The 19,795-nt window shown below is 41.9% G+C and carries 17 protein-coding genes; all 17 read right to left on the bottom strand.

Annotated features, from left to right (window positions below; all coding sequences use genetic code 11):
- Positions 1-114 precede the first annotated feature (114 nt).
- Positions 115-654, bottom strand: a complete 540-nt coding sequence (hpf, locus tag VZT47_RS00445; RefSeq protein ID WP_330223004.1) for a ribosome hibernation-promoting factor, HPF/YfiA family — start codon at positions 652-654, stop codon at positions 115-117.
- Positions 655-933: 279 nt separating this feature from the next.
- A complete protein-coding gene (locus VZT47_RS00440) occupies positions 934-1,134 on the bottom strand; it encodes a cold shock domain-containing protein (RefSeq protein ID WP_296953734.1) in 201 nt (66 codons plus the stop codon).
- Between the two features lie 173 nt (positions 1,135-1,307).
- The gene (locus VZT47_RS00435) at positions 1,308-2,045 is read right to left on the bottom strand and encodes an amino acid ABC transporter ATP-binding protein (protein ID WP_330223003.1); all 738 of its coding nucleotides are present in this window, start codon (positions 2,043-2,045) and stop codon (positions 1,308-1,310) included.
- A 2-nt stretch (positions 2,046-2,047) separates the two neighbouring features.
- Positions 2,048-2,686, bottom strand: coding sequence for an amino acid ABC transporter permease (locus tag VZT47_RS00430; protein ID WP_296953730.1), 639 nt, complete (start codon positions 2,684-2,686; stop codon positions 2,048-2,050).
- Positions 2,687-2,931: 245 nt separating this feature from the next.
- Positions 2,932-4,392 (bottom strand): glutamate--tRNA ligase, encoded by a 1,461-nt coding sequence (gene gltX / locus VZT47_RS00425; RefSeq protein ID WP_330223002.1) that lies wholly within the window; start codon positions 4,390-4,392, stop codon positions 2,932-2,934.
- Between the two features lie 4 nt (positions 4,393-4,396).
- On the bottom strand, positions 4,397-5,560 hold the full coding sequence (gene ispF, locus VZT47_RS00420; RefSeq protein ID WP_330223001.1) for a 2-C-methyl-D-erythritol 2,4-cyclodiphosphate synthase: 1,164 nt from the start codon (positions 5,558-5,560) through the stop codon (positions 4,397-4,399).
- A complete protein-coding gene (locus VZT47_RS00415) occupies positions 5,553-6,647 on the bottom strand; it encodes a PIN/TRAM domain-containing protein (protein ID WP_442877401.1) in 1,095 nt (364 codons plus the stop codon). Before VZT47_RS00415 ends, ispF begins: the two co-directional genes overlap by 8 nt.
- A gap of 213 nt (positions 6,648-6,860) precedes the next feature.
- Positions 6,861-8,255, bottom strand: coding sequence for a DNA repair protein RadA (gene radA, locus VZT47_RS00410; protein WP_442877400.1), 1,395 nt, complete (start codon positions 8,253-8,255; stop codon positions 6,861-6,863).
- A 67-nt stretch (positions 8,256-8,322) separates the two neighbouring features.
- Positions 8,323-10,740, bottom strand: coding sequence for an ATP-dependent Clp protease ATP-binding subunit (locus VZT47_RS00405; RefSeq protein ID WP_330222998.1), 2,418 nt, complete (start codon positions 10,738-10,740; stop codon positions 8,323-8,325).
- A gap of 83 nt (positions 10,741-10,823) precedes the next feature.
- Positions 10,824-11,315, bottom strand: coding sequence for a UvrB/UvrC motif-containing protein (locus VZT47_RS00400; protein WP_330222997.1), 492 nt, complete (start codon positions 11,313-11,315; stop codon positions 10,824-10,826).
- A gap of 3 nt (positions 11,316-11,318) precedes the next feature.
- Entirely contained in the window at positions 11,319-11,837 is a 519-nt protein-coding gene (locus VZT47_RS00395) for a CtsR family transcriptional regulator (RefSeq protein WP_330222996.1), read from the bottom strand.
- 220 nt (positions 11,838-12,057) lie between these two features.
- A complete protein-coding gene (locus tag VZT47_RS00390; protein ID WP_330222995.1) occupies positions 12,058-12,513 on the bottom strand; it encodes a regulatory protein RecX in 456 nt (151 codons plus the stop codon).
- On the bottom strand, positions 12,500-13,558 hold the full coding sequence (gene recA, locus VZT47_RS00385) for a recombinase RecA (RefSeq protein ID WP_330222994.1): 1,059 nt from the start codon (positions 13,556-13,558) through the stop codon (positions 12,500-12,502). The genes VZT47_RS00390 and recA overlap by 14 nt, the downstream gene beginning before the upstream one ends.
- A gap of 14 nt (positions 13,559-13,572) precedes the next feature.
- Entirely contained in the window at positions 13,573-14,817 is a 1,245-nt protein-coding gene (locus tag VZT47_RS00380) for a competence/damage-inducible protein A (protein ID WP_330222993.1), read from the bottom strand.
- Positions 14,818-14,851: 34 nt separating this feature from the next.
- A complete protein-coding gene (gene rimO / locus VZT47_RS00375) occupies positions 14,852-16,192 on the bottom strand; it encodes a 30S ribosomal protein S12 methylthiotransferase RimO (RefSeq protein WP_330223159.1) in 1,341 nt (446 codons plus the stop codon).
- Positions 16,188-17,234 (bottom strand): ABC transporter substrate-binding protein, encoded by a 1,047-nt coding sequence (locus tag VZT47_RS00370; RefSeq protein WP_330222992.1) that lies wholly within the window; start codon positions 17,232-17,234, stop codon positions 16,188-16,190. The genes rimO and VZT47_RS00370 overlap by 5 nt, the downstream gene beginning before the upstream one ends.
- An 87-nt stretch (positions 17,235-17,321) precedes the next feature.
- The gene (locus VZT47_RS00365; RefSeq protein WP_330222991.1) at positions 17,322-19,790 is read right to left on the bottom strand and encodes an FtsK/SpoIIIE family DNA translocase; all 2,469 of its coding nucleotides are present in this window, start codon (positions 19,788-19,790) and stop codon (positions 17,322-17,324) included.
- Positions 19,791-19,795: the final 5 nt, after the last annotated feature.

Below are 19,795 nucleotides of genomic sequence, written 5' to 3'. Positions count from 1 at the left end.
ATATTCAATTAAACCTAAAAGAGAACACATATAGTTTATTTTAACAAAATAGACACATATAGTCAAAAAAGGAGCAGTAAAAACTGCTCCTTTTCATGAATTTAAATCTAAAAACTATTTATTCGAGTCAATCAGACCGTATTTGCCATCGTCACGACGATATACAACAGCCATAGATTCGGTTTCTGAATTAAAGAACATAAAGAAATTATGTCCAAGCAGATTCATTTGCAGAATTGCCTCTTCCGGAGACATGGGGCTGATATTGAAGTGTTTAGTCTTTACAATTTCAAATTCGGAATCCGCAACTGCCGGAACAGGTTCCTTTTCAGCAACAAACTGCTTGTTCAGAGTATTCTTTTCTTTAAATCTTCTGGCAAGCCGGGTCTTATACTTGTGAATCTGACGTTCTACCTTATCAAATACCAAATCGATAGATTTGTACATATCATCGGACTTTTCCACGCCGCGAAGGATAATTCCGTCCACAAAAACAGTAACTTCACAGGTCTTGGTCAGGTTTGAAATGCGGAGTAAAACATTAATTTTGAGTGGTTTGTCAAAGTATCTCTGAATCTTGCCGGTATGTTTCTCAACATAGGAATGGAGTGCATCGGTAATTTCCAGATTTTTTCCTCTAACTGTTAATTCCATAATGAAATCCCCCTTTCTTGAACGAACTTATGTATTCGTTCATCTGTCTATATTATACTATATTTCGTATAATAATCAATTACCGCAAGTACTAAAATTAGACCAGGTTAAAAAAGAATCTTTATTCTGAAGGAGAGATGAAAAAAGACTTAATTAAATTTCTGAATAAAAGAACAGGGTGTATAAACTCTATCCACGCAAAAAAGAGCAAAGCTGAAAAACAGCTCTGCTCTTTTGGGGGTTCAGAAACTTACGCTATATTAAAGCTTCAGTAAGTGATCAGCCTTCTACTTTTACGTTTGCAGCCTGGGGTCCTCTGTTACCTTCAATGATATCAAAGTCAACCTTCTGGCCTTCATTCAGTGTCTTGAAACCATCAGCCTGAATAGCGGAAAAATGAACAAAAACGTCTCCGCCTTCTTCTCTTTCAATAAAGCCATAGCCTTTTTCAGCACTGAACCACTTAACTGTACCCTTCATGGAAATTCCTCCTAAAAAAATTACTACTATGCTCTAAAATTGAGCATAAATTTACAATACCATAAATCTATAATTACGTCAACCGAAAACAGAAAAATACCACCGTTCTTCCACGATTCCGGAAGACGATGGTATTAAAAGTCATATCCACAAACACGGGCATAAATAGAATTTTAAAGTACCTGAGACAAGAATAATTTTGTTCTTTCTTCTCTGGTGTGATTGAAGACTTCCTCCGGAGTACCTTCTTCAACGATGACACCGCCATCAATGAAAAGAACCCGGTCACCCACTTCTCTGGCAAATCCCATTTCATGAGTAACGACGACCATAGTCATCCCCTCTTCAGCAACTTCCTTCATAACATCAAGTACTTCATGAACCATTTCAGGATCAAGTGCGGAAGTAGGTTCATCAAAAAGAAGAGCTTTGGGCTTCATGGCAAGAGCTCTCGCAATGGCTACACGCTGCTGTTGTCCACCGGAAAGCTGTCCCGGCTTATAATCTGCCTTGTCCTCCAAACCCACCTTCTTTAGGAGAAGCATTCCGCGGTCATAAGCTTCCTTTTTACTTATTTTGCGTACTTTCATAGGTGCGAGCATAATATTCTGGATTACCGTCATATGCGGGAACAGATTGAAACGCTGGAATACCATCCCCACTTCTGTCCGTACTTCATTAATATTTTTTTCACCAGCAAGGGGCATATTATCAAAAAGAATAGTACCGCTCGTAGGCTGTTCCAATCCATTGATACAACGGAGAAGAGTACTCTTACCGGAACCGGATGGCCCAATAATTACTACCACTTCTTTTTCTTTGACCTTGACGCTGATATCCTTCAGAACAGTAAGATCGCCAAATTTCTTTCCGACGTGATTGATTTCAATCAGGTATTTATTTTCTGCCATAATTATCTCTTTTCTAACCATGCAACTAACCGGGAAATAGCAAGCGTCATAATCAGATATAAAACTGCGACCGTCGTCCAGATTTCAAATGAACCGTAAGTCTGTGCAATGATCAACTGTCCTCTTCTGGTCAATTCTTCAAATCCAATGACCGATACAAGAGATGAATCCTTAAGCATGGCAATAAATTCATTGCCCAGCGGTGGGAGGATATTGCGGACTGCCTGGGGAAGAATGACATAATACATGGTCTGCCACCATGTAAGCCCAAGTGACCGTCCGGCTTCCATCTGCCCTGCATCAATAGCCTGAATGCCGGCTCTGAATATTTCAGAAACATAAGCGCCGCTGTTAATGCCGCAGGCTGCAACTGCAGCAGCGAAAGGTTCAACACGATGACCTGTCACTATAGGAAGCGCAAAATAAATGAGGAAGATTTGAACCAGTAACGGAGTTCCGCGAATACAGTCAGCATACACAGTAGCCAGAATGCGTAAAGCTTTCATCTGCGAAATTCGGGCGATTCCAACAAAAAGCCCTATCAGGAAACCAACCGCGACACTGACCGCGGTAATTTCTATGGTAACCCCGGCACCTACCAAAAGCATTGGCAGGGCATGCTGAATCAGTTCAAAGTTCATAAGACTCTTCTCCTTACATAATTATGCATATTTGTGGTATTTCTTGTATAAATTTTACTCACTGCCCCAAATCCAGTCAATAGATAAATGATGAAAAAATAAAGAAAAAATAAAAACAGGTCCCTTTTTATTCCCTGTATCGCCATTGATGCAGACTAAACAAAAAGGGGCACTGTTAAATTTTATATCTAATCTATGCAATATAAACTTATTTTAAATGTTTCATTTTGTTAAGTGTAAAAACCTTAACAGTATTTCACTCCATTACGCAGGCGTGCCAATGTTTTTTCTCTACCAAAGAGTACGATCATATCATAGAGTCCCGGACCATGAGTAACACCGGTTAAGACGATTCTTACCGGTTCAAAAGCTGACTTTCCCTTGATACCGGTTTCCTTCATGAGGCTGGAGAAGCATTTCTTTACAGAAGATTCATCAAAGACTTCCAGTTTTTCAAGTGCATCTGCAAATTTCTCAATGATCTCACGGCTCGTCGGCTGCTTCATGATATCCAGAGTTTCGGCATCTGTGATTTCAGGAAGATCTTCAAAGAAAAGATTCACATTCTCTGGAGCCTGAGCGCCATAATATAAATGATCCCTGACGTACCATACCACTCTGGTAAGCCATGCCTTCTTTTCTTCTGCCAAAGGAAGTGTTACATAGCCTGCATCCGCGATAAAAGGAAGCGTCAGTTCAAGAAGTTCTTCCGGAGATAACTTTTTCATGTACTGGAAATTAATCCAGTTCAGTTTTTCAATATCGAATACGGCATCATTGGAAGATACCCTTTTCATAGAGAACTGCTTAATCAGTTCTTCACGAGTGAAAATTTCCTGTTCCCCTTTAGGTGCCCAGCCGAGCAGAGCGAGATAATTGACTACAGCATCAGGGAGATAACCCATATTTTTATATTCTGTAACAGAAGTTGCTCCATGACGTTTGCTCATCTTTTTATGGTCGGCGCCAAGGATCAGGGAAATATGACCGAATTTCGGAACCGGATATCCCAAAGCTTCATAAATGGCAAGCTGACGGGGTGTATTGGAAAGATGTTCTTCTGCGCGGATAACGTGAGTAACACCCATAAGGGAATCATCAATAACAACAGCAAAGTTATAAACCGGGATACCATCGGACTTAACAATGATAAAATCACCTACGCCGGATGCCTGGAATTCTACATGCCCGCGAACCATATCATCAAATGCAAAAGAGCCTTCCTTTCGTACTTTCAGACGAATAACCGGCTTTCTTCCCTCTGCTTTGTACTGAGCCACCTGTTCTTCGGTAAGATGACGGCAGTGATCATCATAGACCGGAGTCTCACCTGCAGCAAGCTGTTTCTGGCGGCTGGCTTCGAGCTCATCTTCAGAGCAATAGCAATAATAAGCTTTCCCTTCATCAAGAAGGCGCTGCACTTCTTTTTTGTAGATTTCCAGTCTTTCCGTCTGCCGATATGGGCCATTTTCTCCTCCCACATCGATACCTTCATCCCAGTCAAGGCCAAGCCATTTCATGGATTCCTTGATATTCTCTTCAGATTCCCTGCTGGAACGTTTTAAATCAGTATCTTCAATTCTGACAAGGAAAGTTCCATTGGCATGGCGTGCCACGAGCCAGTTAAACAATGCAGAACGGGCACCGCCGATATGAAATGGACCGGTAGGACTCGGTGCAAAACGAACTTTTAATTTCTTTTCCATTGATTTAACTCCTTCTGAATAATAAGGCTGATGCAAGGGCAGCAATTCCTTCTGCTCTGCCAAGAGCTCCAAGCTGTTCATTTGTTGTTGCCTTGATGCCAATCGCATCAGGATCTATATCCAGTATATCGGCGATTCTTTGTTTCATTGCCGGTATATGCCTGGCCAATTTAGGTTTTTCAGCAATAACTGTACTATCAATATTTCCTATAGCGAATCCGGACTGTCTTATAATATTTTTCACTTCACCCAGAAGTTTTGCGCTGTCAGCATTTTTAAACCTATCGTCAGTATCAGGGAAATAATGCCCAATGTCAGGAAGGCCTGCCGCTCCCAGAAGAGCGTCCATTATAGCATGCAGCAGCACATCCGCATCAGAATGACCTAGAAGTCCATCCTTTTCAGAAATACGGATTCCCCCGAGGAAAAGAGGTCTTTCAGGACTGAACTGATGAATATCATACCCCTGCCCGATGCGGATCGGAAAGAAATTTTTCTGTAAAATATGATCAAAACGATTCAGATCTTCAGGTGTAGTCACTTTGAAGAAACTTTCCTTTCCTGGAATCATATGGACCGGTATACCGGATTGCTCCAGTATGGATGCATCATCGGTCACTTTTCTACCGTTTTCAAGATTCCTTACTGCCTGTCGAAAAACGGCAGTCATTGCCCCCTGGGGAGTCTGGGCACGAAAAAGCATACTGCGATCCGGTGTATTGATAACATAATTTCCCGATGCTGTTTTAATGGTGTCCACACAGGGAAGTGTAACTACCACAGCGGGATTTTCCGGTGTAATAGAAGTAAAAGCTCTATCGATTGTCTGTCCATCAACCAAAGGTCTGGCACCGTCATGAATAAGTACCTTATCAGATGCATCTGAAATTTTGGCAAGCCCATTCAGGACAGATTCATATCTTTCACGACCGCCTGTCGCATAAATGACAGGAACTGCATGAGGAAGAGATTTTATAATTTCATCAAAGCAGGAAAATTCTTCCGGTTTTATGACAACTATCAGTTCAGATAAAAGATGGCTCTGAAATACATTTTTTAATGTATAGTAGATAATCGGATGTCCTTCACAGGATAAAAGGAGCTTGTTGCAGGAAGCCCCCATACGAACACCGCTGCCCGCGGCTACAAGAATCAAACTGTTAATCATTGGTTTCCAATTTCGCAAAAATCATTTTCCCCGCGGAAGTCTGAAGTACAGAAGTAATAATGACGGGAACTTCCCGGCCGATACACTGATCACCATTTTCAACGACGATCATAGTACCATCTTCAAGATAAGCGACCCCCTGCCCCTCTTCTTTTCCCTGCTTGACGAGCTGCACAAAAAGCTGCTCCCCGGGAATTACAGCAGGTTTAACTGCTATAGCCAGTTCATTGATATTCAAGACGCTGACTCCCTGGAGCTCTGCGACTTTGTTAAGATTATAATCGTTCGTCACGATTTTATAACCTTTTTGACGAGCAAGCCTGACAAGTTTGGAGTCCACTTCTGACATATCTTCAAAATCATCTGTAATGATCTGGAAGTCTTTGCTGTTCTTTTTCATATGATTTAAAATGTCCAGCCCCCGCCGTCCCCGATTCCTTTTCAGAATGTCAGAACTGTCAGCTATTTTCTGCAATTCTTCCAAAACAAAAACAGGAACATAGATTGGGCCTTCCAGAAATCCGGAATGATAAATATCCGCAATTCGTCCATCGATTATGATATTTGTATCAAGCAGTTTCCCTTCTCGTTTATCCTTACCTTTTCTCTTTTCAGGCTCCGAATGAAGATGAAACCAGCCGGCCATTTCCGTTTTTTTGGTGACCGCGAGATGCATTCCCAAGTAACCTAGAATAATACTCAGTGCTACGGATACATAGGGTCCAATATAAGGAACGCTGATAAAAGCAATTCCCACAAGATTGGCGATAATCAGCCCCAGAAAAAGGCCAAGGGTCCCTGCAACCAGATCCTGAATGGACATGGATGACAAAGATTTCTCAACTCTGGAGGTAAATGCAAATAGACAACTGATCAGATATGGTGAAATGAACCATCCAACAACAGCTCCCAGTATACCGCCAACAAGCATTGCCCCCAAAGCCATAAATGTTACTCCCAATATGGTTTCGGTCAACACCGAATTTGGAAGCAGTGCAGCAAGGACCGTTTCACCCTGCCTGGACAAAACGATACCGAGAACAGTAAAGAGCAATATGAATATTCCTCTTAATATTTTTTCCGGCATCTTGAAATCCCTCTTATTTTACAAAATTATAAATATCAAAAGGCTTTATGAAATAAACCTCGTTCGTTTCTAATACAATATATTGCACGTGTTATTTTATTATACCAAATTGGGGAAAAAATTTATACAATCAAATATAAAAAATCTATAGCGGAGAAAAATTATTCAAAGGCTGCAATTATATTCCTCCAAATCGATATTTCTAAATCTCTACTAAAATAAAATATCAATTACATCCTGCAGTTTTTTCACAAACCGGATTGAATTTTCAATATTTCCCCTATTACTTTGGAAAAAATCCAAAACCTCTTTCCTGTTTGCATCCGGCAGGATAAAGTGGTTAAATCCCATTTTCATTGCTTCCTTAAGTCTGGGACCAATTTTAGAAACAGCCATAATCTCTCCAGTAAGTCCAATTTCTCCAAGGGCCATTAAATCCTTCGGTATAGGAGTATCCTTTTTCACGGAAATAAGAGAAACTGCCATAGCCAGATCTGCTGCCGTTTCACGGATTTTAAAACCTCCGGCCACGTTCAGATAAACGTCGTCTGTGGAAAAATGGATATGATTTCTCTTTTCAAGTACAGCCAGAAGGATAATCATCCTGTTGTAATCACAGCCAGCTGCAATACGCCGTGGAATAGCAAGAACGGAGTGAACAGAAAGTGCCTGAATTTCCACAAGCACAGGACGGAGTCCCTCCATACATGCAGCCACGGTTGAACCAGGAGTAGAAGCTGTACGGTTTCTCAAAAGATAGCCGGATGGGTCTTCAATTCCACGAAGTCCATTTCCTTCCATGATAAATAATCCTGATTCAGATGTCGAGCCAAAACGGTTTTTTACAGTTCTCAACACACGGAACTGATAACTTCTATCCCCTTCCAGATAAAATACAACATCCACCATATGCTCGAGGATTCGAGGGCCTGCAAGGTTGCCTTCCTTCGTCACATGACCAATAATCATGACAGACACGTTCATTTTCTTGGCAAAACGGACCAACGCAGATGTGCAGTCACGAATTTGCGCCGGGCTTCCCATCGGTGATTCCACGCCTGACAGATACATGGTCTGAATAGAGTCTATCACAAGCATAGACGGCTTGATCGTTTCGGCTTCCTTCAGGATGCTTTCTATATTACTTCCCGCATATATAAAACAGTTATCGTCGTTAACATGCAGCCTTTCAGCTCTTAATTTAATCTGGATTTCTGATTCTTCACCACTGCAATATAGTACACCCTGCCCTTGTGACGCCATGGCATGACAGATTTGCAGAATTAAAGTGGATTTACCGATACCGGGCTCCCCGCCCCAGAGAATAACTGACCCGGGAACAATACCACCGCCTAAAGGCCGGTCAATTTCCGTCATTTTAAGCAGGATTCTTTCATTTCCGTTAAATTGAATGGAAGAAAGCTTCTGTGGTCTGGATGGAGTCAGATAATCTTCACTGACTGCAATTCTTTTAGGAACTGGGGCTTCTACCTGTTCTTCGAGCGTATTCCATTCACCGCATTGAGGGCATCGCCCCATCCATTTCAAAGTTTCTGCGCCACAATTGGAGCATACATATTTTGTCCGAATCTTATTTGCGCCCATCATTTTCTCCTCAAAAAAGGACACAGGAATAACTTTCCTGTGTCCATTATACTACTATTCAGTATAAAATTTATGCAGCTTTGAAGGCCAGCCTGTTTTTATCATCCACACTGACATGGAGAACCTTCTTATCTTTTAATCCATCTTCCAGAATCAATTCAGAAATCGGATCTTCCATTTCCTTCTGGATCGTTCTCTTGAGCGGGCGGGCACCATATTCCATATCGGTTCCATCTTTGATAAGAAGCTGCTTTGCTTCATCGGAAACATCAAGGGAAACATGGAAATGTTCAAGTTTAATCTCCACTTTTTTCAGCATAAGGTCTACAATTTTGCCCAGATCATCCGAACTTAATGGATGGAATACGATAATTTCATCAATCCGGTTAATGAATTCAGGGCGGAATACACGCTTGACTTCTCCCATAATCAGGGTTCTGATATTTTCAAAGCTGTCGTTCTTGTCGTCTTTATCATCCGAAGAAAAACCAAGTTTCCGGATTTTCCCCTTCAGGAAATTAGAGCCCAGGTTACTGGTCATGATAATAACGCAGTTTGTGAAATCCACTGTTCTGCCCTGACCATCAGTAAGTCTACCGTCGTCAAGAACCTGCAGCAGAATATTGAAGAAATCAATATGTGCTTTTTCGACTTCATCAAAAAGAATTACACTATACGGATTACGACGAACTGCATCGGTCAGCTGACCGCCTTCCTCATAACCGACATATCCTGGAGGAGCACCTACAAGGCGGGACACTTCATGCTTTTCCATATATTCGGACATATCAAAACGAATCATGTTCTTTTCACTGCCAAACATGCACTCTGCCAATGCCCTGGCAAGCTCAGTTTTGCCTACACCTGTGGAGCCAAGGAAAAGGAAGGATCCAATCGGACGTCTGGGGTCTTTCATCCCTGCCCTTGCGCGGCGGATAGCTGTCGCTACCGCATGGACAGCTTCATTCTGCCCAACCACTCTCTTATGAAGTTCTTCTTCCAGATGAAGCAGACGTTCAGAATCGCTCTTTTTAAGATTTGAAACGGGAACTCCGGTCCATTTGGAAACGACCTCAGCTACATCTTCTTCCGTAACTACCAGATGATCATGGTCTCCGCCTTTCCATGTTTTCTTCAATTGATTGATTTCTTGCTGAATTGCTTTGGACTGGTCTCTTAAAGCTGCTGCTTTTTCAAAATCCTGGGAAGATACTGCCGCTTCCTTTTCTTTATTCACGGATTTTAATTCATCTTCCTTCTTCTTCAAATCCTCAGGAGCAGAAGAGGCCTCCATACGGACTTTGGCCGCTGCTTCATCAATTACATCTATAGCTTTATCCGGTTGGAACCGATCCGTAATGTAACGACCTGAAAGCTCGACTGCTGCATGGAGTGCTTCATCTGTTATTTGGGCCTTATGGAAAGCTTCATAACGGTCCCGAAGTCCCTTCAGGATTTCAAGAGTGTCTGCTGCTGTAGGCTCACCTACTTTTACAGGCTGGAAGCGACGTTCCAGAGCGGCATCCTTTTCGATATATTTCTTGTATTCTTTCAGGGTTGTTGCGCCGATACAGCGAAGTTCACCTCTTGCGAGGGCCGGCTTCATTATATTGGCTGCATCCATGGAACCTTCGCTGGATCCCGCTCCTACAAGAGTATGAAGTTCATCTACGAAGAGAATCCAGTCAGAATGTTTTTTTACCTCTTCAATGACTTTCTTAAGTCTTTCTTCAAATTCCCCTCTATACTTGGTCCCTGCTACCACAGATGACATATTGAGGGAAATAATATGGCAATTTTTAAGAATTTCCGGGACATCGTTATTAATGATTCTCTGCGCAAGACCTTCAGCAATGGCTGTTTTACCTACGCCCGGTTCACCAATGAGAACCGGATTATTTTTATTTCTGCGGGAAAGAATCTGAATAACGCGGTTGATCTCGTCATTTCTGCCAATAACCGGATCGATCTTACCCTGTCTGGCCCGTTCATTTAAATCTATGGCAAAACCTCCAAGTTCTCCAAGATTGGCAGATTCATTACCGGTCACACCATCTTCATTCATGAACTTTTTGAAGGCATTCTCAAGTTTGTCCTCGGTCACATCAAAGTTTTCAAGGATACGAACAGCCAGGCCGCTTCCCTCGTGGAGAACAGCAAGGAGGAGATGCTCAGTTCCCACATAGGAATTTCCAAGAGAGTTTGCTTCTTCCACAGCCATTTCCAAAACCCTTTTGGTCCTGGGCGCTACATAAATCTCTCCACCACCAAATCCTCTTCTCACGCCAGCATACTGGGCAAGAAGAGATTCTATATCGTTGACCGTGATTCCCAGTTCATGAAGTATTTTACCACCAGCTGTATCTTTTTCATGGGCAATGCCGAGCAGAAGATGCTCTGTGCCTACATAATCACTTCCAAGTTTTGCAGCTTCAGAAGCGGCAAATTTCCATGCATTTTTCACACCATCAGTAAATCTGTCTTCCATAAGTATCCCTCCTTTTCAAGGGGAAAATATATACGATAAAATATGCCAAAGTATAAAACAGGAGATAAAGCACAAGTATTAAATTACATTTCCAGCTTTCGAATTTCATCCCTTACTTTGGCAGCTTCTTCATATTTTTCTTCAGCCACAAGCTGATTCAACTTTCTTCTAAGAGAAGAAAGTTTATCGTTAGGATCTTTCAAATTTTCAGTCTTTTTTTCTACGGTTTTTTTCTCTTCCGGAAATTTCAGATGACGCATCAGATTTTCATAACTACCCGGTTTTCCAAAAAGGCCGGTCCTTTCCGGTTCAAAACTTCTTACTCTATGTTTAGGAGAACACAGGCTTTCAACTGCGGCAACAGGACCACCTAAGAAAGATCTCATGAAACCATCATCCAAAAAAGAATCAAAACTATCATTAAAAAAATTATGATTGAAGAGGTTCAGGTGCACTGCTTTTGAATGTTCTTCCGCGGCGCACTCACGACAAAGATATTCATCTGTTTTATGTCCATTGATAATTCTGGTAATGTGGACAACAGCCTCTCTTCCATGACAGCGTTCACAAAGCATAGCTTATTCTCCTTTCAAAGCCCATTCTATACGATGAATCATTGTTTTAGCCGCTTCCCTTCTGTGGCTTTCCGGACAATATTCAAGCATGGTATGAGTCATCATGCAGATCAGCCTGTATTCCTGGCCGGTTATAATATCATAATCAGCGAGCATCCGGAAATAACCATCAAGTCCTTTTTCAATAGATTCAATCGAATTGGGATTATCTTTACCCATTGCTGAGTCACGTCCAGGCTTTTGACGAATTCCCACATTGAAATCAGGAATATGAACCTGTTCAGTATGATTGGCCGGACGCATGCTGATTTTAATATATCCTCCGCTTCCCCGCCTGGATTCAACGATAAAACGATTATCTGAAGAAAATCTTGTATTAATGACATAAGTGACCTGAGACGGAGCACACTCTAACAGATCTGCCACATCTTTTCTCTTCAGAAGCAATTCATCGTTAGACTGTTTATTCAACAGCTCCAAAATAAATTTTTCAATTCGATCTGATAACATTGTATTGTTCATTTTACATTCACCACTTTCCCGGATTTCAAGTATAGTATATCTCCTTAAAGTCAAATAGTCAATATATTTAGTCAAATAATTTTATTTTTTACACTTTTGAAATTTGAAATATAAATCACATATATCACCAAAAAGTATTGAAATTACAGAGTTATATGAAAAAAGCAGATCCCATGATTATTCATAAGATCTGCATCAATAATTGAACCTTTTGATTTATTTAGTCATCTTCAGGTATATCAGTATATAGAATTGAAAGAGCTTCATGAATCGCGGAGGATGAAAATCCCCTTCTGAGGAGAAAAGAAGCGGCCTTCCGATAATCATCTCTCAGCCCAGGATAAATTTTAATCCTGCCAAGAAGCAGATTCACTGCATTTTTCCTTTCTTCTTCTTCGGGTACATGAGACGGTGCATTTAGTCCCTGATCCTTCATTTTACGCTGAATATAGGAGTCCCCATAACATTTCCTGTTTCGAAGTGCCCTGAATACATCCTCTGCAAGGCTTTCATCATCCACATAACCATAATGTTTCAGCTTTTCTATAGATTTTTCTATTTCAGATTCCTCATACCCACGATCTTTGAGCTTACGTCTTAATTCCTTTTCACTCTGACCGCGATATTTCAAAAGGTGCAGGGCAGCCTCATAGGCTGTGCGGTCAGTTTTCTTCATCCTGTTCAGATAATACGCCATCTTCAAAATGATCCGGTTCTACGACAAGGGTATCTCTGATAATCTTATCAATTTCTGCTGCTACATCCGGATGTTCCTTCAGATAAGTTTTTGCAGCTTCACGGCCCTGGCTGATCCGGGTCCCTTTGTATGAATACCAGGCACCGCTTTTCTGGATAATGTCCATATTGACGGCAATATCAAGCAGCGTTCCTTCCGTAGATATGCCTTCTCCATACATAATATCAAATTCAGCAATTTTAAATGGAGGTGCTACTTTATTTTTTACAACCTTGGCCCTGGTCCGGTTACCAATTACTTCCGTGCCATTTTTTATAGCCTCGGCTCTTCTTATTTCAATGCGCATGGAAGCATAAAATTTAAGTGCCCGTCCGCCGGTTGTAGTTTCCGGATTGCCAAACATGACTCCCACTTTTTCACGAATCTGGTTAATAAAGATAACGATAGTTCTTGATTTGCTGATAATGCCTGTCAGCTTCCTAAGCGCCTTACTCATCAGGCGGGCCTGAAGGCCTACAGATTGATCACTGATATCCCCTTCGATTTCCTGCTTTGGAACCAGGGCCGCTACTGAGTCAATAACAACGATGTCCACTGCTCCGCTCCGTACAAGAGATTCGCATATACTCAGAGCCTGCTCGCCGCTGTCAGGCTGGGAAATCAGTAAGTCCTTTGTGTCAACGCCGAGATGATGGGCATAAACGGGATCCAAAGCATGTTCTGCATCAATAAATGCCGCGACTCCTCCGAGTTTCTGTGCTTCCGCAATGGCATGAAGAGCAAGGGTGGTCTTACCTGAAGATTCAGGTCCATATATTTCTATCACACGTCCCCTGGGATATCCGCCAACGCCAACGGCAATGTCAAGAGCCAGAGAACCGGTTGGAATGACATCTATATCAAGTTTGCCATTCATGTCTCCAAGGCGCATAATCGAGCCGGCACCAAACTCTCTGGTAATCTGGTGCATTGCATTTTCAAGCGCTTTTCTTTTTTCCGGACTGATTTCCATCTGTTTTTCCATCTTAAACCTCCCGGTTACTTTTCTAACATCTGCAAATATTTCAAAATATAATAGAGAGCTTTATCTGCCGCTCCATAACGGACACTTTGCCTGGATCCCAAGAAATGTTCTTCATGTACATAACTGCCCTGCTGACCGGAAATTCCGATATATACAAGACCCGGTGATTCACCCCGCTCGCCGGGCCCGGGGCCTGCATAACCAGTTGTAGATACGGCAATATCGCTGTGGTATAATGCTCTACTTCCTTCAGCCATTTCAAGAGCTGTCTCTGCACTGACTGCCGTATAACGGTCAAGTGTATCTGATTTTACGGAAAGCACCTGTTCTTTAGCCTCATTCCAATAGGTCACGGCACTTCCTTTAAAATAAGCTGAACTTCCGGGCAAATCGGTCAGGAGTTTCCCAATCAATCCACCTGTACAGGATTCAGCAGCGCTGACTGTCATTTTCCTTTCCAGCAGAGCTCTATGAAGCTTTGAGATCATTCCTGTTTCAGGGCTAAACTCACTGATTGGAAGTCTACCTTTGATAATTTCGGCCAGATTTTGTGCCTTCTGAAGTGCTTCACTCTCATTAATTTCCCTGGCTGTAATACGGACAGCAATATAACCGGGTCTTGCCAGTAAAGCTATAGTAGGATTCGATTGCGATTTCAAAAGGTCTCCAATTTTTACTTCTATTTCTGCTTTAGACATATGCTCAATAGAGAGTATAACTGACTGGATAGATCCCTGATCTCCAAATTTTTGAATCATCCACGGCATCACATGTTTCTCCATCATCACCTGCATTTCGTATGGAGGACCAGGAAGATGAACAAGAAATTTCCCATTCTTTTCCACTATGCAGCCGCTGGCGGATCCAACTTCATTTGGAAAAAGAATGGCACCTGAGGTGAACCAGGATTGCCGGTCAAGAGGAAGAATAAATCTACGATTAAGCAGTTCATAATATTTCCTGAGCCGCATGGATTCTTCCGGAAACCGTACATAAGGTAGTTTCAGCACATCTGCGCCGGCTTTTTTGGTTATATCTCCCAGAGTGGAACCTAACCCTCCCGAAGTAATAACAAGATCAGCCCGGTTTAAGGCGATACGGAAGGCTTCCCTGAGCCTTGCAGGATTATCCCCAACTGTTGTTATATAGGCAACTGTAAAGCCATATCTGTTGAGGCAGGATGCCAGCCAACGGGCATTTCTATTGGAAATTTCTCCCAGCAGCAGCTCGGTACCGGTAGTTATTATTTCAACAATCATAAAAGAAGCCTCTTGATTCCAGTCAAATAGTGAATCAGATCTTTTCAGCAATCAGATCGTAAGCATACCCATCTATAATCCGTACTTTCAAAAAATCACCGGGTTTTACATTTCCAGGATTATCGATATATACATTTCCATCCACTTCCGGTGCCTGGAAAGATGTGCGTCCCTTAGCCTGAATATGGCCTTCTCCATCATCTACCAGTTCTTCCACCAGAGCTTCGGTTTCCATACCGATCAGGTCTTCATTGTTTTCTTCAGATATTGCAGCCTGGATAGCCATCAATTCATGATACCGGTTTTCCTTGATTTCCTCAGGAATCTGATCAGTCATCCTGGCTGCAGGCGTACCATCCTGTGGGGAGAACTTGAAGGCTCCCATATCATCAAAGCGAACCTCTTTTATGAAATCACAGAGCTGGTTAAAATCTTCATCCGTTTCTCCCGGAAAGCCTACCATAAGTGTAGTACGGATGGTCATGCGGGGTGCGGAACTACGGATTTTCCTCAGCAAAGTCTTTATACTCTCAGAGGTATCTCTCCGGTGCATGCGCCGGAGTACCGTATCACTGATATGCTGCAGCGGTATATCCACATATTTGCAGATTTTATCTTCTGTAAGAATGATATGTAAAAGTTCACTGTCAAAATAAGTGGGATAAAGATAAAATAATCTGATCCATTTTACTTCTTTAATTTTGACAAGTTCTTTCAAAAGCCCGGCAAGATTCGTCCCATTATTTAAGTCTCTGCCATAACAGCTTAAGTCCTGGGCGATGAGATTAAATTCTCTGGTCCCTGATGCAGTCAGTCTTCTGACTTCATGAACAATAGATGGAATAGGGCGGCTGTGCATGGGGCCGCGGACATAGGGAATATAACAGAAAGTACAGCCGTTACTGCAGCCTTCAGCAATTTTGACATAGGCGCTATAGGATGGTGTGAGAGTATTCCGGGGAATCAATTCTTCATTTACGGCCGGCTTTGTATCGAAGCTGTAAACTTTTTCATTTTTATCATAAGATTCATTGACGGCTTCAAGAATATGCTGCCAGGAATCAGTCCCAATAAAAACGTCAATTTCAGGAATCTCTTTTCCCAAATCTCTCTGATACTGCTGGGTCAGGCAGCCTGCTGCCACCAGTTTTTCACATTTCCCCGTCTTCTTGTATTCGGCCGCCTGAAGAATGGTTTGAATGGATTCTTCCTTTGCGGGATCAATGAAAGTGCAGGTATTAATAATAATAACCTGAGCTTGACTCAAATCTTCGGTCATTTCATAGCCTGCATTTTCCATAATGCCAAGCATCATTTCCGTATCTACCAGATTCTTGGAACATCCAAGACTGATAAACCCTATTTTTCTCTTAATCACTTTCTTTACCTCCAAAGCGGATCTTTTCGCCCCACTGATTCAAAAGATCCTTTTTCCCTTCATCATAATATTTCTTCTGGAGATTCCAGAAATTCAAAGTCGTACCCCTGTTATCCCCATTCATTGCCAGATCATTTACATAAATGTAATAAAAATTGTTTTTTTCCATCAAGTTCTTATACTGAGGTGAATCAAGAAGCCAGTTTAAAAACAGTTGTCCCCTTTCCGGATATTGTGCATCTTTACTGATACCCGCTCCATAAAGATACCAGGGACTGCCATCTTCTGGAAACACGATTTCCAGAGGCATATTTTCTTTCTGTGTCCGCACTGCTTCATTGAAGCCGGAAATACCGATATCACATTTCCCCATTGCCGCCATTCTTGAAGGGGTAGAAAGGTATTTTCCATACTGTACAATATGCTTCTGTGCTTCCGTCAAGTACCACATGGTTTCTTCAATCCCAAAATGCTCTGTCATGCACATCAGTAAATCTTCTGCCATGGATGCAGCGATAAAATCAGTTACCGACAGTCTGACGGATTTTATTGTCAGGACTTCCGGCCAGTTAAATTGAAAAGCAGGATGCTTTAAGGAATAATCCTTATTAACAGCAAAAATTACGGGATCTACCCATATGCCAGTCCAGTAACATTCCTCATCTTTAAACAGATTCAAAGCGGTGTCTGTTCTGGCAGAAGCAAATATCTGCAGCCGGTTATTCTCTTTTAATTTATTCAGCGAATCCTGACTTGAAATAAATATATCACACGGTGCTACATCCGGCTTGGATGTTTCAGAGGCCAGCTGGTCTGTTGAAAGATAAACAACATTAAGCTTAATACCGGACTCCTCGAAAAAGACAGGATTTAAAAGTTCAAGAGCACCGGGTGGTATATCTGTATACACAGTAACATAATCAGAGGGGTTCTGACGTTCCGCCTTGATCGCAGCCTGCTTATGGGCAAAATCCAGAATTCCCAAGAAAGCAGATGCAGCCAGGATGAGAAAAAGAACAACCGATGCCATTCTTTTCATGAAATCACCTCTGAAAAAATTATATCACACTGCCAATTATCAATAGAATCTTAAGTATATGGAACTGAATTTGTCAGTCACAATTCCTCAATCAGGCCTTTCTCCTTCCTCGCTTTTACCGGAAAGCATACCCAGTGCCTGTTCCTTGTTCATCAGTATTTCTCTAGGTTTTGCTCCATTAGCAGCACCTACAATACCCATTTTTTCCATTATATCCATAAATCTCCCGGCTTTTGTATAACCTATCCGGAAACGACGCTGCAAAGCAGAGACAGACGCCCTCTTGGTATCAAGCACCCATTCAACAACTTCCTCCGGGAGTTCTTCGCTTTCTTCTTCCGTAGCTTCTGAAGTGCTATCTTTTTCAGGAACTGACAAATCGATAGGTTCGTATTTAACCGGTAATTTTTCCTGTTTAAGACATTCATCTTTGACATATTCCACGACAGATTCTACTTCTTCATCGGAAATAAATGCTCCCTGGACACGAACAGTCAATGCCCCACCCTCTTTAAAGAGCATATCCCCTTTCCCTAAAAGGGATTCTGCTCCGTTTTCATCAAGAATGATTCGGGAATTAAGGGACGACTCCACCATGAATGCAATACGGCTTGGAATGTTGGATTTAATAACACCGGTAATTACATTGGCCGACGGTCTCTGGGTCGCAAGAATCAGATGAATACCGGCCGCCCTTGCTTTTTGCGTAAGACGTTGAATTAATACTTCCACATCTTTAGCCGCTACATTCATTAAATCTGCAAATTCATCAACAATAATAAGAATATAGGGCAGTTTCTGGTCAGGAAACAGTTTGTTATATCCCTCTATATTTCTGACTCTGGCATTAGCAAGAAGCTGATAGCGGGCTTCCATTTCCTTCACTGCCCAGTTTAATGCCCCTTCCGCTTTTTTCATGTTGGTAATGACTTCTGTCCTTAAATGAGGTATCCCATTATATACGCTGAGCTCCACCACCTTCGGATCAATCAGCATCAGTTTAACTTCATCGGGCCTGCTGTGATAAATAATGCTGGTAATGATGGAATTGATACATACAGATTTACCGGACCCTGTAGACCCGGCAATCAAAAGGTGCGGCATTTTAGAAAGGTCAGTAACCACGGGTTTTCCTGCTATATCTTTTCCCAATGCAACAAGAATGTGCCCTTTACCATTCCTGAATTCATCGGAATCAAGCACATCTCTAAGCGGCACAGCGGACGATTTGCTATTGGGGATTTCTATACCTACTGCTGACTTACCCGGAATTGGAGCTTCAATGCGGATATGGGTTGCCGCAAGGGCCATTGCCAGTTCATTCTGTAAATTCTCAATCTGTTTGACTCTGACTCCTACTTCCGGACGAAGTTCAAAACGGGTAACGGTAGGACCAACACTGGCAAGTAAAACTTTCGCCTTTACCCCGAAACTGCCTAAAGTGGATTCTATCAAAGTCCCTTTCTGTTCAATATCCTGAGGGCCTGAATTTTTCACAGAGCCGGCATGAAGCAAAGATAATGGAGGAAAATGGTATTCTTCATTAACGAGCAGCTCAGGAACGGCTTCCTTGTTCTCCCCGGAAGCCTCAGTCGTTCCCTCCTCTAAAGATTCATTTAGATCATTTTCTGTTATATTTTCTATTTCAGCCCCTCCAGCAGAGACCGGCTTCTCTTCCATTTGAATCTCTTCATAGGGAGTGGGAATTCCCTTATCATTTTCAAGTGCTGGACTGAATTCCGAAATTTCCGAAATTTCCTGAAAATCATCTCCTGATTCAACCTGAGGTAATGCAATTTCTTCGCCTGTTTCATTCTCTGAATCTATGGCATCATCCTCTATATTTGTATCTTTTTCATTGCCATACTGTTCGATTTCCGGAACATCAGCTTTTTTCTTATAAATAAATTCTGTTGGTTTATCATTTAACGTTTCAAGTCTTGCAGCAGATCTTGCTTCCTCAAGAGCTCTTCGTTTATCCTTCAGCTTCTGAGCAACATCACTGATTTTATCCCCGGTTTTTTGACCAATATGTCTAGCTTTACTCCCCGCCTTTCGAGCTCCCGCTGAAAGGGACCAGTGGGTCAGCATAAGGACGTCGATCAAAACCAGTGCAATAAGCAGAAGCGTAGTACCAATGCCTCCAAAAGCTGAATGAAATAAACTGCTTATGCCGGCTCCTATAATTCCTCCATATTTCAATATTTTTTCAACATTGAATTCCTGCCCCATAGGAACATAGTAATGGTGGATGAATGTAAGTAAAAACAAAACTAAAAGTGCCAACAACACATTTCGCCTGTCTAAAGAAATTCCTTTAGAGAATATTGCATATCTGGCACCAAAGAACATCAAAAAAATAGTAAAAAGCCATGCTGCACTGCCAAGCAGGAAATGAATGCCCTGGTTGGTCAGATCTCCCAATAAACCCGTTCTTGTTTCCCAAAGGCTTACCGCCGCAAAAATACCAAGGAAGAAAATAATGATACCGGATATTTCATAGCTGCTGTTTGAATTGTTTTTAGTTCTTCTTTTGGAGCGTGCTCTTTTTTTCATACGAT

The organism is Dialister sp., from assembly GCF_036343215.1.
Classification (GTDB): Bacteria; Bacillota; Negativicutes; order Veillonellales; family Dialisteraceae; genus Dialister.
This window is presented reverse-complemented; position numbering and strand designations above follow the sequence as displayed.

Coding starts and splice junctions, on each gene's coding strand:
- hpf (WP_330223004.1), bottom strand. CDS start 654: ATGGAATTAACAGTTAGAGGAAAAAATCTGGAAATTACCGATGCACTC.
- VZT47_RS00440 (WP_296953734.1), bottom strand. CDS start 1,134: ATGAAGGGTACAGTTAAGTGGTTCAGTGCTGAAAAAGGCTATGGCTTT.
- VZT47_RS00435 (WP_330223003.1), bottom strand. CDS start 2,045: ATGGCAGAAAATAAATACCTGATTGAAATCAATCACGTCGGAAAGAAA.
- VZT47_RS00430 (WP_296953730.1), bottom strand. CDS start 2,686: ATGAACTTTGAACTGATTCAGCATGCCCTGCCAATGCTTTTGGTAGGT.
- gltX (WP_330223002.1), bottom strand. CDS start 4,392: ATGGAAAAGAAATTAAAAGTTCGTTTTGCACCGAGTCCTACCGGTCCA.
- ispF (WP_330223001.1), bottom strand. CDS start 5,560: ATGATTAACAGTTTGATTCTTGTAGCCGCGGGCAGCGGTGTTCGTATG.
- VZT47_RS00415 (WP_442877401.1), bottom strand. CDS start 6,647: ATGCCGGAAAAAATATTAAGAGGAATATTCATATTGCTCTTTACTGTT.
- radA (WP_442877400.1), bottom strand. CDS start 8,255: ATGATGGGCGCAAATAAGATTCGGACAAAATATGTATGCTCCAATTGT.
- VZT47_RS00405 (WP_330222998.1), bottom strand. CDS start 10,740: ATGGAAGACAGATTTACTGATGGTGTGAAAAATGCATGGAAATTTGCC.
- VZT47_RS00400 (WP_330222997.1), bottom strand. CDS start 11,315: ATGCTTTGTGAACGCTGTCATGGAAGAGAGGCTGTTGTCCACATTACC.
- VZT47_RS00395 (WP_330222996.1), bottom strand. CDS start 11,837: ATGAACAATACAATGTTATCAGATCGAATTGAAAAATTTATTTTGGAG.
- VZT47_RS00390 (WP_330222995.1), bottom strand. CDS start 12,513: ATGAAGAAAACTGACCGCACAGCCTATGAGGCTGCCCTGCACCTTTTG.
- recA (WP_330222994.1), bottom strand. CDS start 13,558: ATGGAAAAACAGATGGAAATCAGTCCGGAAAAAAGAAAAGCGCTTGAA.
- VZT47_RS00380 (WP_330222993.1), bottom strand. CDS start 14,817: ATGATTGTTGAAATAATAACTACCGGTACCGAGCTGCTGCTGGGAGAA.
- VZT47_RS00370 (WP_330222992.1), bottom strand. CDS start 17,234: ATGAAAAGAATGGCATCGGTTGTTCTTTTTCTCATCCTGGCTGCATCT.
- VZT47_RS00365 (WP_330222991.1), bottom strand. CDS start 19,790: ATGAAAAAAAGAGCACGCTCCAAAAGAAGAACTAAAAACAATTCAAAC.